Here is a 13,528-nt window from a genome sequence, read left to right on the forward strand (position 1 = left end):
CGACAGTCCACCCGCCTGGCCGCCACTATGCTCAGGGAAGACACCCCACAAGAGCCAAGCGAGCCATGTCGACCGTTCCGTCTTCATCCCCCACGCGGTCCACGCCACCACCGGAACCTGTCGCGCTGACGACCGATACACCGGAACCCGCTGCCGCCATCGCCGCGCCCGTTACCGTGGCGGATTACACACCTCCCGCGTGGACGGGGTCGCTGCGGAGCGCCAGCCTTGCGCTGGTCGTGCTCGCGACGCTGGCATTCCTGTACACGCTGCATGTCGCCCGCGCGTTCGTCGTGCCGGTGGTGCTGGCCATCGTCATTGCCTATCTGCTCGATCCGCTGGTGGCGCTGCTCCAGCGTCAGCGCATTCCACGCGCGGTGGGCGCCACGCTGGTGCTGCTGGGCCTGCTTGGGCTGGCCATGTGCTGCGCTTATCTGTTGCAGGGACAGGTGTCATCGATTGTCGACCGGTTGCCGGAGATCCCGGTCCGTGGGGGCGCTGATGAGCGGTGACGATTCGGTGCTGCAAAAGGTGCGGCGGGCCGCCACCATCCTGGGCGGCACGGGACAGCCGCCGATGCCCAAGGGCGCGCCGGTAGTGGTAGACCGCGGCACCGACGGCTTCAGCAACATGATCTGGGCCGGCTGGGTCAGTGCGTTCGCACTGCTCGCCCAGACCGTCGTGGTGCTGTTCCTGACCTGGTTCCTGTTGCTTGCGGGGGACATGTTCAAGCGCAAGTTCGTGAAGATGGCCGGCAAGACCATCAGCCAGAAGAAAATCAGCGTCCATATGCTCGACGAGATCAACCGGCAGATTCAGCGCTACATGCTGATGCTGCTGGCCACCAACACGTCGCTGGGCTTCTGCATCTACATCCTGCTGAAGTACCTGTCGATCGATAACGCGGGCACGTGGGCGCTCGTGGCCAGCGTGCTGCATCTGGTGCCCTACTTTGGCTCGCTGGTGGTTGCGGTTTGCCTGGGCGTGGCTGGCTTCATGCAGTACGGCACGCTCGCCGTGGCGGGCGCGGCGGCGGGCGGTTCGCTTGTGATTGCCACGCTGATCGGCAATGGCATGACCACCTGGATGACCGGCCGCATGGCACGCATGAACGCGGTAGCCGTGTTTGTGTCGCTGCTGCTGTTCACCTGGCTGTGGGGCACCTGGGGAATGCTGCTGGCAATTCCGCTGGCTGTCATCGCCAAGGTCGTGGCCGATCACGTCGACGGCCTGGAGGTGCTGGCCGAGTTCCTGGGCGAATAATCGGCGCCGGAATCAGCGGCCTGCGTGGCATCGGCCTCGGTGCCATAGCGCGCGGCTCAACCCCATCGTAGCGATTGCGACACATCGGGCGCGTCCGCTTTCGGCCGCGTGCAGGGGCTGGCAGACGCCCGATTCGGGTCATTCCAGTAGTTTCACTCGGCGAAACTTTGATGCACCGCAGAATGACGGTGTGGCGTCTATCTCCTATAAACCAACGGTTGCCGTATGCACCAGGGTTTCATTCCATAAAACCAGACCCGGAGGAGACGCATCCGTGACCGTACCGAGCACTTCGCTCCAGAAGGCTTGCCGGCTGCTGCGCGCGCTGTCGGATACCCGCAATGCCCGGCTGACCGATCTGGCCACCGCGGCCCGAGTGGATAAGGCATCGGCGCTACGGTTGCTGGAAACACTGGTCGCGGAAGGCATGGTCGAGCGTGACCCCACCACCAAGGCGTTTGCGCCAGGGCGCGAATGGCTGACGCTGCAGGCCGCGTCGCAAAGGCGGCTCGATATGCGTCCGCTGGTGCGGCCCGCGCTGATCCGGCTGGCCAATGCGTTCGAGGACACGGCCATCCTGTCGGTGCCCAGCGGCTGGGAATCGGTCTGCCTGGAGCTTCGTCTCGGCACCTTCCCGATCCGCGCCAACTATCTCGATATCGGCAGCCGCCGTCCGCTGGGCGTGGGCGCCGGCAGCCTGGCGCTGCTGGCCGCGCTGCCCGACAACGAGATCGACACGGTGCTCGATTGCATCGCCCCTTCGCTCAAACGCTATCCCCGCATCGATGCGGACATGCTGCGGCGCCACGTGGAAACCACGCGCGCACGCGGCTACGCCGTGCTGCTCGATGTCGTGGTGGAACGCATGGGCGGCATCGGCATCGCCCTGCCCGGCCCCGACGGCTATCCGCTCGGTGCCATCAGCATTGCCGCGCTCAATGAACGCATCGTCGACCGCGAAGCGGCGCTGGCCCGCGCGCTGCGGCGCGAAGCCGAGGCCATCGCCGCCACGTGGCGCCATCCCACCCCGATACACCGACAACAGGAGGCATGAAGCATGCGCTGGAAGCAACGTCCGGAAGGCTCCAACTGGGGGGATTTCGGCCCCGACGATCAACTCGGCCGCGTCAACCTGATCGGGCCTGAACAGGTCGTCAAGGGCGCGCGCGAGATTCAGGCCGGCATCAGCTTCTGCCTGTCGATGCCGCTGGACTATCCCGGCGGCAACAAACTCAATCCGCGCCGCCATCCTCCGCAACTGCGTCCGACCTTCCGCGACGACATCCCCTACCTGAATTTTCCGCTGGCCAAGGTCAATCCGGCCGCCACCGATGTGATCAGCGACGATCAGGTGCTGCTCTGCCTGCAATACTCCACCCAGTGGGATTCGCTCGCCCACGTGGGAGCGCTGTTCGATGCCGATGGCGACGGACGGCCCGAGCGCGTCTATTACAACGGCTACCGGGCCAATGCCGATATCGTCGGCCCGGTGGATTACGCCGAAGACGACCATTTCGAGGCCCACGACTGCGGGCACGGCCACGGCAGCCATGCCGACGCGCTTGGCATCGAGAACTTCGCCGTGAAAGGCATGCAGGGGCGCGGTGTGCTGGTGGATCTGGCCGACGTATTCGGCATGGACTTCCGCAATGTCGGTTACGACGACCTGATGCGCGCCATGCAGGCGCACCGCGTGGAAGTGGAAGCCGGCGACATGCTGCTGCTACGCACCGGTTTTGCCGAGGTGGTGCTGTCGATGCAGCGTAATCCCGACGAGAACGTGCTGCACCACAGTTGCTGCGCGCTGAACGGCCGCGACGACCGGCTGCTCAACTGGATTACCGACGCCGGCATCTCCGCGCTGATCGCCGACAACTACGCTGTCGAACGCTATCCGGCCCTGCCCCCGCCCGACGATGCGAAAACGCATCCGCTGCTGCCGCTGCACCACCACTGCCTGTTCAAGCTTGGATTGCCGCTGGGCGAGCTTTGGTATCTGCGCGAACTGGCGGACTGGTTGCGCGCCAACCAGCGCACGCGATTCATGCTGACGGCACCGCCGCTGCGGCTGCCCGGCGCGGTTGGCTCGCCGACCACGCCGATTGCGACGGTGTAACACCCCCTGCATGTTGGCGCCCCGCCCCGCGTCGCGGGAGAGGCGCGCCAAACCAGAGACATAACAAAACGGAGGAGACCCAATGAACCATGCATTGAAACTTGTCGCGTCCGCCGCACTGGCCGCCGCTTCCCTCACGGCCCACGCCCAACCCAAGGCCGGCATCTCGGACGACGTGGTCAAGGTCGGCATGCTGCTCGACATGAGCGGACTCTACGCCGACGTGACAGGCCGGGGCAGCGCCACCGCCGCCCAGATGGCGATCGACGACTTTGGTGGCAAGGTGCTTGGCAAAAAGATCGAACTGGTGGTGGTAGACCACCAGAACAAGGCCGACATCGCCGCCAACAAAGCCCGCGAATGGTTCGATACCGACAAGGTCGATGCCATCCTGGACGTGGCCGCATCGGCCCCGGCGCTGGCCGTGCTGGACGTTGCCAAGCAGAAGAACAAGGTCGTCGTGTTCTCTGGCCCAGGCAGCGAGCGCATCACGAATGACCTCTGCACGCCCGTATCGGTCCACTATGCCTATGACACCTACGCGCTGGCCAACACCACGGCCCGCGCGATGGTCCAGCGCGGCGGCAAGACGTGGTTCTTCCTGACCGCCGACTACGCATTCGGCCACACGTTGCAGCAATCGGCCACCGCGGTAGTCACCGAGGCCGGTGGCCAGGTGCTGGGCGCCGCACGGCATCCGATCAATACGAGCGACTTTGCGTCGTACCTGCTGCAGGCACAGGCCAGCAAGGCCCAGGTGGTGGGCCTGGCCAATGCGGGCGGCGACACCGTCAACGCCATCAAGGCCGCGTCAGAGTTTGGCCTGACGAAGAACGGCACGCAGAAGATGGCCGGCCTGCTGCTCTACATCAACGATATCCACGCCATCGGCTTGAAAACGGCCCAGGGGCTGGTGCTGACCGAGGCGTTTTACTGGGACATGAACGACGCCACGCGCGCGTGGTCCCGCAAGTACTTCGACAAGGTCAAGAAGATGCCGAACATGAGCCAGGCCGGCGTCTACTCGTCGGTCACGCATTATCTGAAGTCCGTGCAGGCGGCCGGCACCGACGAGACCGCCGCGGTGATGAAGCAGATGAAGACGCTGCCGATCAACGACTTCTTCGCCAAGAACGGCCGCATCCGCGAGGATGGCCGCATGATCCACGACATGTACCTGTTCGAGGTCAAGAAGCCCGAGGAATCGAAGTATCCGTGGGACTACTACAAGCTGCTGGCGACGGTGCCCGGTGACCAGGCGTTCATGCCACCCGCGAAATCGCAGTGCCCGCTGCTGAAGAAATGACGGGGACCACCTACATACGCGGGATCGGCAATACCCGGTTCGGACGCCTGCCCGGCAGCACGCCGCTGACGCTGATGGCCCAGGCGGCCGACGCCGCGCTCGATGACGCCCGGATGCCCCGTGGCGACATCGACGGCGTGCTGTGCGGCTACGCCACCACACTGCCGCACCTGATGCTGGCCGACCGGTTCTGCGAGTTCGCGTCGCTGCAACCGGCCTATGCCCACGGCATGGCGGGTGGCGGCGCCACCGGCGGGCTGATGGCCATGCTCGCGCACGACCTCGTGCGCGCGGGCCGCTGCCGCAACGTACTGGTCGTAGCCGGCGAAAACCGGCTCAGCGGCCAGAGCCGCGACCAGTCGATGCAGACGCTGGCCCAGGTGGGCGAACCCGAGATCGAAGTGCCGAACGGTGCGTCGGTACCGGCCTACTATGCGCTGCTGGCGTCGCGCTACCTGTATGAAGTGGGCCTGGGCGCCGACGCATTGTCCGATTTCGCGGCGCTGATGCGACGGCACGCCGCCGGGCATCCCGACGCGCATCTGCGTGATCCGCTGACCGTGGATGCGGCACGCCAGGCACGCCCGATTGCATCGCCGCTGCGGCTTTCCGACTGCTGTCCCATTTCCGATGGCGCGGTGGCGATCGTGGTGTCGGCGCAGCCCGGTAGCGGTATTCCGGTACGTATTGCGGGCGCGGGACAGGCGCACCGTCACCAGCATATCGGCGCGCTCGACGACGTGATGCGGAGCGGTGCCGCCGATGCCGCCAGCCGCGCATTTGCCGAAGCGGGCTGCGCGCTGGCCGATGTCGACTACCTCGCCATCTACGACTCGTTCACGATCACGCTGATGATGCTGCTGGAGGAAATCGGCGTCGCGCCGCGTGGTCAGGCCGTGGCGCGATTGCTCGCCGGCGACTTCGAAACCGATGGCGCGCTACCGCTCAACACGCATGGCGGGCTGCTGGCGTTTGGCCATTCCGGTGTGGCGGGTGGGCTGATGCATCTCGCCGAAGCCGCGCGGCAACTCGCCGGCCGCGCGGGCGCCCGGCAGATTGCGCCGCGCCGGCGCGCCCTGTTTCATGCCGATGGCGGTGTGCTGTCGTCGCACGTAAGCCTGATTCTGGAGACCGCATGAGCGAATCGCCACACCCATCCGGCCAATCCCATCCGCCCTATACCAGTGGCCTCGCCGCCGGCGAGGTGCGCTACCAGGTCTGCGAATCCTGCGGCGCATGGCAGCCACTACAACGCCACGCCTGCCGGGCCTGCGGCAGTCATCAACTGGCCTGGCGCGCGAGCAGCGGCCACGCCACGGTGTACGCCGTGACCGAGATATTCCGCGCGCCCACCGAAGCCTTTCAGGCGCTGGTGCCCTACACGCTGGTGCTCGCCACACTCGACGAAGGCCCGCGCGTGATGGGCCATGCCGAGCCAGGCGTCGGCATCGGTGATCGCGTGCGCGCCGAAGTGTTCCAGTTCGACGGCCAGCCGTTGCTGCGCTTTTCCCACGGCTCGCGCAACGCCAGCACCTGAGTCTCAATCTCCTCCCAGCCCCCAGAACAATGTCCTCAACGCTCTCCGCCCTGCTCTCGCCCCGTTCCGTCGCCATCGTCGGCGCCTCCGACAACATCCACAAGATCGGTGGACGGCCCATCTACTACATGCAGAAGATGGGCTACGCCGGCACGATCTATCCCGTCAATCCGCAGCGCGAAACGCTGCAGGGCCTGCGTTCCTACCCGTCGCTCGATGCGTTGCCGGAAACGCCCGAGCTGGCCGTGATCGTGGTGGGCGGCGACGCCGCCGTGCAGGCCGTGGCCGACTGCGCACGCCTGGGCGTGGGCGCCGCCATCGTGATTGCATCGGGCTTTGGCGAGGCAGGCGAAGCGGGCAAGCGCCAGCAGGACGAAATGGTGCGCATTGCGCGCGATGCCAACCTGCGCATTGTCGGCCCCAACAGCCAGGGGCTGGCCAACTTCGGCAATGGTGCGATCGCCAGCTTCTCGACGATGTTTATCGAGATAGAACCCCAGGACGGACCCGTGGCCGTGGTCAGCCAGAGCGGCGGCACGGCGGCACTGGTCTATGGGCTGTTGCGCCAACAAGGCATCGGCGTGCGGCACGTGCATGCCACGGGCAACCAGGCCGACGTCACGGTCAGCGAACTGGCGCTTGCCGTGGCGCAGGACCCCGACGTCCGCCTGTTGCTGCTCTATCTGGAGACGTTGTCGGACCCCGATATTCTGGCCGAGGCCGCCGCCGTCGCGCGTTCGCGCGGCATACCGGTGGTAGCCGTGAAATCGGGCCGCTCGCAGGCCGGAGCGCGCGCCGCTGCGTCGCACACGGGCGCGATGGCCAACGAGGACCGAGCGGTCGACGCCTTCCTGGCCCGGCACGGCATCTGGCGCGTGGACGATGCCCATGCGCTGGCCCGCTGCGCCCCGCTCTACCTGCGCAACTGGCAGCCGTCGGGCCGACGGCTCGTGGTCGTCAGCAACTCGGGCGCAAGCTGCGTGATGGCCACCGATACGGCCGATGCGCTGGGAATTTCGATGGCTCCGCTATCCACCACCACCCAGGCAGCGTTGGCCGAGCGTCTGCCGGGCTTCGCGGCGACCGCCAATCCGGTAGACGTCACGGCGGCGCTGCTGACCAACAGCGGCCTGTTTGGCGACGTGCTGCCCGTGGTTGGCGCCGATTCGTCGGCCGACCTGGTCCTGCTCGACATCCCCGTCGCCGGCATGGGCTACGACGTGCCGCGCTTTGCCCGCGATGCGGCGCAGTTCGCCGGCCAGGCCGGCAAGCCCATTGCCGTGGCGGCCTGGCAGGAGTCGGTCGCCGGTGAATTCCGCAAAGCCAACGTGCCGACGTTCTTTCACGCGGCAGACGCCCTGGCCGCCTTCCATCAACTGACCGCGCACCAGCAGTTGCTGCGCGACGTGGCCAGCGAACCGGCCATGCCACCGGTTGCGCGCAGCGCGAGCACATCCTCGTCACACACATTGAGCGAGGCGGCCAGCCTGGCGCGATTGGCGGAGGCCGGATTACCGGTCGTCGAACACTACCTGTGCCAGACCCCCGACGAAGCGGTGGCGGCGTGGCAGCGCATCGGGGCACCGGTGGCCGTCAAGGCCAGTTCGCCCGCCGTGCCTCACAAGAGCGAACATGGTCTGGTCGCGCTCAACTGCAATACGCGCGAAGCCGTTGTCGAAGCCTTCACGCGCCAGACGCAAACGCTTGCCGCCATGCGTGCCCCCTGCGAAGGCGTGATCGTCGCGCGGATGACGCGCGGCCAGCGCGAATGCATGGTCGGCGCCCACTGGGACCCGGTCTTTGGCGCCGTGCTGCTGGTGGGCGATGGCGGCAAGTATGTGGAAGTGGTGCGCGATACGGCGGTGCTGCTGGCACCGGCCAGCCCCGCCGCCATCGAACGCGCCGTACATGGGCTGCGCATGGCGCCATTGCTGGATGGAGTGCGCGGCGATGCAGCGCTGGATGTGGCCGCGTTGTGCGATGTCGCCAAAAAGATCGGCGACCTCGTGCATCAGGCGCGCGGTGAAATCCGCTCGGTCGACCTGAATCCCGTCATGCTCGGCGTGGACGGTGCGGTGGTGGTGGATGGGCTGATGGAGGTCGCATCCCGCTAGTATTTCTCGGCCCTCCCGCAAGGCGATGACAAGCGGGAGGGCAAGAAACGTCGATCGACGACCACTCGCAATTTGAACCTCCGGGCCCTCTCCCGCACAGCCCGTCGATTGTCCACACCTCAAGACAAACTGTCAGCCGAATCGGGCTTCTTTGCTTCGTCACCAGTCGTTACATTTCAGGCGCCGCATCGCGCCTGAGCCCTTATGGAGGCGTGCGTGCGCGCGTCTCACTACAAGGATAACGAAGCATGAAGACCCATCTCACCTGCCTGGCCGCGCTGGCCGTTTTACCTGCCCTGCCCGCTGTGGCGCAAGCCCAATCGAGTATCACGCTGTATGGCGTGGTCGATGCCGGCGTCGAGTTCCTGACCCACGCGCCGAACACCGCCACTGGCGGCAGCAACAACGTCGTGCGCATGTCGGCGGGCAATCTGTCGACGTCGCGCTGGGGCCTGCGTGGCGCGGAAGACCTGGGAGGTGGACTGAAGGCGGTCTTCACGCTGGAAAGCGGTTTCGACCTCGACACCGGCAGTCTGAACCAGGGTGGCCGTCTGTTTGGCCGCCAGGCTTTTGTCGGTTTGCAGAACCAGTACGGCACGCTGTCGCTGGGCCGTCATCAGACCGTGCTGTACGACTTTTCGCTGGCCTATGACCCGATGGCCATCGCCACGCGCTATTCGGTGCTGATGCACGACAAGTGGATGTCGGGACGCGCCGACAACTCGCTAAAGTTCACGGGCCAGACCGGCGCGTTCTACTACGGCCTGTTCTACAGCACGGGCTACGACAGCAGCGCTGGCGGTGAAGTGCCCGGCGACTACAAGGCCGGCCGCAACTGGTCGGTCTCCGGTGGTTACGATGCTGGTCCGGTGTCGGCCCGCGTGGTCTATGACGAGGTGCGTGGCAGCACCGTTGCCACTGACGACAATCGCGAGCGCCGCGCCACCATCGGCGCCAGCTACAACTTCGGCCGCGGCCGTGCGTTTGCCGGCTACCGCTGGTACTACGGCGATTTCGCCAGCAGCTCGCTGCGCACGAACCTGTACTGGGTCGGCGCCACGTACCAGGTGACGCCTGCCATCGCGGTGACCGGCGCGGCCTATTACACCGACGTGCGCAACAGCAATGGCGACCCGTACAGCTTCGTGCTGTCGGGCACCTACGCGCTGTCCAAGCGCACGGATCTCTATGCGATCACTGCCTACGCGCAGAACCGCAACGGTTCGGCGATGGGCCTGTCGGGCTTTGGTCCGTCGCTGAATGGCAGCGCCACCACGCTGACCGCCACCAGCGAACAGGTCCGCGCTGGCCAGAGCCAATTCGGCGCGATCATCGGCGTGCGTCACCGCTTCTGATCCCCGGCTGATCTAGTAGAGCTTCCTGACTCCACGGCGAAGACTTTCCCTTCGTCTTTTTATGGGCCCGCAAAGGTACAGACCTGGCGGGCCTCTTTCTTTTGGTGGTGGGCAGGTTGCTTCTATTTTTCGCTGACTGGCTCACCGTTGGTTTGCTCCCCTCTCCCGCCTTGCGGGAGAGGGGTCGGGGGAGAGGGCAAGCTTTTCAAACTGCGATATCGCAAATTGAATCGCCATGCCCTCTCCCCCAGCCCCTCTCCCATTGCATGGGAGAGGGGAGCCAGTCAGCGGTGCCTTACGCGGCGGCGAGTAGGGCCGTGCCTTCGATACCGCTTGCTCGCAGTCGGTTCGACTGCCGCTTGCTCATAGTCGGTTTGCTCCCCTCTCCCGCATGGCGGGAGAGGGGTCGGGGGAGAGGGCAAGCTCTTCAAGCTGCGATATCGCAAATTGAATCGCCACGCGCTCTCCCCCAGCCCCTCTCCCATTGCATGGGAGAGGGGAGCCAGTCAGCGGTGCCTCACGCGGCTGCGGATAGCCCCAGCGACTTCAATGCCGCGTCCAGCGATGCCTGCTGCTCGGCCGCGTAGAGCGCCAATTCGTCGCTGACCGTTGCGCCCAGCGCCTGCTCGAATGCGGCGCGATTGGGCGAAGCCTGCAGGTCGTCGCGATTCTCGTCGCCCAGGTTCGACTGGAAGATGCCGGCGGCACTGACGGGCAGGAAATCTTCATAGGTGATGGGCTCGGCCATCAGCGCGCCGGCAGCCATCAATGCTTCGACGTCGGCGCCGTCGGCTGCCGCATTGCCCACCTTGTAGCGGTAGTACGCCAGCCCCTGCCGGCGCAGCGACTCGTGATCGTCCGGAAACGCGCGGAACACATCGTCCAGCGTCTTGCGATAGGCGTCGGCATTCGAGCCGTTGCCCGCGGGCGTGATGACCTTGCGGACTTCGTTCAGCAGTTCGTCATACAGCTTGCGGCCCTTCGCGGTCAGCGCCACGCCGCGCTGCTCGATCTCGCCAAAGCGGGCGGTATGGGTGCCGGCCTCGCCGCCGTCGCGGAAGCTGACCGGCTCGCTCAGCGCCAGGAAGCTGGTCTGGCGCAGCAGAATCGGGCACTGGCGCGTGGGCGGGCCTTCCACCACGGCCTTCGGCTGAATCCCGCGTTCTGGCATCAGCGCCTGTACCACGTCGATATCCAACGTGCGCGGCGTCAGGTGATTGATGTGCGGTCCGGGGAAGCAGACGATGTCGGCAATCAGCGGATGCGTCTTGCGCAGCTTCCAGTACAGGTCCGCGTCGACCGTCGACTTGCCATGCCAGCGGAACGTTTCCAGCGCTTCGGCCACGAACCGCGCGGCGTCCTCGTCGTTCAGGCCGCCCTGCTGCTCGGCGCGCTCGATCAGGGCCAGGCAGCCCGGCGTGAAGATCGACCGCGTGGCCAGCACCGCGGCGGCGGCGTCGCGCAATGCGGCGTCCTGGATCAGGTCCAGCCGCAGCAGCGACGTGAACACGCGGAATGGATTGTCGGCCAGTCCAGCGGTGTCCCTGGGACGGAACGCGGTGGAGTGCACCGGCACGCCGGCCACGGAGAGATCGTAGTAGCCAACCGGGAACATGCCCATCACGGCAAACAGCCGGCGGATCGTGGCCAGCTCGGCCGGCGTGCCCACGCGAATCGCGCCGTGCCGCTCAACTTCGATACGCGATTCCTGCCCCGCCGCGCCCGCCGCCGCTGCACCAATGCTGGCCAGGACCTCGCTGTTTACATCGGAGACAAGCTCCATGAGCGTGCCGTATTGCGGCACTTCGGCGCGGTACATATCGGACATCGCGCGCGAGAACTGAGCACGAATCCGGCTCGGGGACGTGAAAGCAGACATCGTCTTTTGGGGGGCGTGGGACAAGGAAGTCGCCAAGTCTGGGGTGGCGCGCGCGCCACGGCAAACGATATTTATCGCCAACTTAATGCGCTTTCCGCATCAAATTGATGCCTCGCATTGCCGCCGCAACCAGTCCGCGAACAATGCCGCCTTGTCAGCCCCGCCCTGCCGCCAGGTAACGAAATACGCGCCCGGCTCGCGGGCTTTCTGCACGTCGGCAAACGGCAGTGCCACAAGCTGCCCCGTGTCGATCTCCGAACGCACCATCATCTCTGGCAAGACAGCGATGCCAAGGCCGCTGATGGCTGCGCGCGTGACCATCGTGAACAGGTCGTAGCGCGGTCCGAGCCTTGCCTTGCGCCGGAGGTTTTCGTCTTCGGTATCGAACCAGTCGGGCCATGCATCGGGCCGGCTGGCCAGGTGCAGCAGCGGCAGTTTCAGAAGGTCTTCGCGTTTGCGCAGCCGCTTGTCCGATAGCAGCCGGGGGCTACATACCGCAATCGACGGCCCTTCATCGAGCAGCGTGGCGGATGGGTGCCCATCCCACGGCCGGTCGCCGAAATAGATCGCCGCATCGAACAGCGAATCGGCAAAGTGGAACGGTTCCGGACGCGCATGGATATTGACGACGATGCGCGGCTGTTCTTCGCGGAAACTGGCCAGGCGTGGAATCAGCCATTGCGTGGCGAAGGTGGGCACCACGGCCAGTTCCAGCACCTCCATGCCGCCGGCACGCGATGCCAGATCCTTGGTGGCGCGCTCGATGGCCTTCAGTTCGGATCGAATCTCGCGCACGTAACGGTCGCCATCGGCCGTCAGCACCACGCGCTGCTTCACGCGCTCGAAGAAACGCACGCCCAGCCGCTCTTCCAGCGACTGGATCTGCCGGGAAATTGCGCTTTCCGTGACATTCAGTTCGGCCGCCGCGCGCGTGAAACTGCCAAGGCGGGCTGCGCACTCAAGCATCTGGAGCGCGATCAGGCTGGGTAGACGCATGATCAGGACCGCGAAATGGCAGCCAGAATCCGCTGCAACTTGTCTGGATTACGCTGCGCCTGAATGCTGACGATGCGATCGCCATCGGTCTCATAGGTCTGCGCCGATTCGAGCTGGCCGTCGACAAACCGCAGCAGCGACCATTGCCCGTTCAGCATCACCATCCGCACTTGCACCGTCTGGCCGCGCCGCTTCGCCGCGAAATAGACCTGAGCGATACGTCCGCCGCCCACCAGCGGCTTCGGAAAGCTCGGCACCTTGCCGCCGCCGTCGCCAATCAGCGTCGCTTCGTCAGCCAGCAGACCGCGAATCGCATCGAAGCTGCCCTGCTCCAGCGCCTGCGCGAAGCGGCGTATCAGGGACAGGTGATTGTCGGTGCGCACCGGATTACGTGGACGGCTCTCGCGTAACTGGGCTTTGGCGCGGCTGACCAGTTGGCGGCAGGCCGCTTCGCTCTTGCCGATGACATCCGCCACCTCCGCGTAGTCGGCATCGAAAACCTCGCGCAGCAGAAAGGCCGCTCGCGCCTTGGGCGACAGACGCTCCAGCAGAAACAGGAAGGCCACCGAGACATCGTCGGCGCGCTCCCTGATGGCTTCCGGTGTATCGGGATTGTCGGAAAGCAGCGGCTCGGGCAGCCAGATACCGGCGTAGTGCTCGCGCTGCAGCTTGGCGGCGCGCAACTGGTCGATGGCCAGGCGCGTGGTCACGGACACCAGCCAGGCCTCCGCATTGGCGATCACGGCGCGATCGGTGCCGTGCCAGCGCAGCCAGGCGTCCTGCACCACGTCCTCGGCCTCGGCCACCGAACCGAGCATGCGATACGCAATACCCAGCAGACGTGGGCGTAGCTGGTCGAAAATCTGCGTCGGGTCGTGGGCTGAAGCTGACATGGCGTGGTTCTGTAGCGGGTTCCCATTGTGGCACCGACGTCCCATCCGTGGCCTTGAAATTTCCGATTC

Annotated in this window: 12 protein-coding genes; 9 read left to right on the forward strand and 3 right to left on the reverse strand. The window is 65.8% G+C overall.

The window, feature by feature from the left end:
* Positions 1-65: 65 nt before the first annotated feature.
* The 9 genes from AC3FLX_RS23030 (at position 66) to AC3FLX_RS23070 (ending at position 9,691) form a co-directional block, all read left to right on the forward strand.
* A complete protein-coding gene (locus tag AC3FLX_RS23030) occupies positions 66-512 on the forward strand; it encodes an AI-2E family transporter (RefSeq protein ID WP_488699642.1) in 447 nt (148 codons plus the stop codon).
* Positions 502-1,263, forward strand: a complete 762-nt coding sequence (locus AC3FLX_RS23035; protein ID WP_488699643.1) for an AI-2E family transporter — start codon at positions 502-504, stop codon at positions 1,261-1,263. Before AC3FLX_RS23030 ends, AC3FLX_RS23035 begins: the two co-directional genes overlap by 11 nt.
* A gap of 274 nt (positions 1,264-1,537) precedes the next feature.
* Entirely contained in the window at positions 1,538-2,317 is a 780-nt protein-coding gene (locus AC3FLX_RS23040) for an IclR family transcriptional regulator (RefSeq protein ID WP_488699644.1), read from the forward strand.
* A gap of 3 nt (positions 2,318-2,320) precedes the next feature.
* The gene (locus tag AC3FLX_RS23045) at positions 2,321-3,379 is read left to right on the forward strand and encodes a cyclase family protein (protein ID WP_488699645.1); all 1,059 of its coding nucleotides are present in this window, start codon (positions 2,321-2,323) and stop codon (positions 3,377-3,379) included.
* Between the two features lie 82 nt (positions 3,380-3,461).
* A complete protein-coding gene (locus AC3FLX_RS23050; protein ID WP_488699646.1) occupies positions 3,462-4,685 on the forward strand; it encodes an ABC transporter substrate-binding protein in 1,224 nt (407 codons plus the stop codon).
* Positions 4,682-5,824 carry a thiolase family protein gene (locus AC3FLX_RS23055; RefSeq protein ID WP_488699647.1) on the forward strand — a complete coding sequence of 381 codons (1,143 nt, stop codon included), beginning with the start codon at positions 4,682-4,684 and terminating at the stop codon, positions 5,822-5,824. Before AC3FLX_RS23050 ends, AC3FLX_RS23055 begins: the two co-directional genes overlap by 4 nt.
* The gene (locus tag AC3FLX_RS23060; RefSeq protein ID WP_488699648.1) at positions 5,821-6,222 is read left to right on the forward strand and encodes a Zn-ribbon domain-containing OB-fold protein; all 402 of its coding nucleotides are present in this window, start codon (positions 5,821-5,823) and stop codon (positions 6,220-6,222) included. The genes AC3FLX_RS23055 and AC3FLX_RS23060 overlap by 4 nt, the downstream gene beginning before the upstream one ends.
* 29 nt (positions 6,223-6,251) lie before the next feature.
* Complete coding sequence (locus tag AC3FLX_RS23065) at positions 6,252-8,336, forward strand: acetate--CoA ligase family protein (RefSeq protein WP_488699649.1); 2,085 nt, start codon at positions 6,252-6,254, stop codon at positions 8,334-8,336.
* A gap of 248 nt (positions 8,337-8,584) precedes the next feature.
* Positions 8,585-9,691, forward strand: a complete 1,107-nt coding sequence (locus AC3FLX_RS23070; protein ID WP_488699650.1) for a porin — start codon at positions 8,585-8,587, stop codon at positions 9,689-9,691.
* Positions 9,692-10,208: 517 nt separating this feature from the next.
* On the opposite strand, the gene hglS is transcribed toward AC3FLX_RS23070, so the two are convergent.
* The 3 genes from hglS to AC3FLX_RS23085 form a co-directional block, all read right to left on the reverse strand.
* The gene (hglS, locus tag AC3FLX_RS23075) at positions 10,209-11,570 is read right to left on the reverse strand and encodes a 2-oxoadipate dioxygenase/decarboxylase HglS (protein ID WP_488699651.1); all 1,362 of its coding nucleotides are present in this window, start codon (positions 11,568-11,570) and stop codon (positions 10,209-10,211) included.
* A gap of 99 nt (positions 11,571-11,669) precedes the next feature.
* Positions 11,670-12,566 carry a LysR substrate-binding domain-containing protein gene (locus AC3FLX_RS23080; protein WP_488699652.1) on the reverse strand — a complete coding sequence of 299 codons (897 nt, stop codon included), beginning with the start codon at positions 12,564-12,566 and terminating at the stop codon, positions 11,670-11,672.
* 2 nt (positions 12,567-12,568) lie between these two features.
* A complete protein-coding gene (locus AC3FLX_RS23085; protein ID WP_488699653.1) occupies positions 12,569-13,459 on the reverse strand; it encodes an RNA polymerase sigma-70 factor in 891 nt (296 codons plus the stop codon).
* Between the last annotated feature and the right edge of the window lie 69 nt (positions 13,460-13,528).

It is taken from the genome of Cupriavidus sp. 291-E7 (assembly GCF_057798835.1).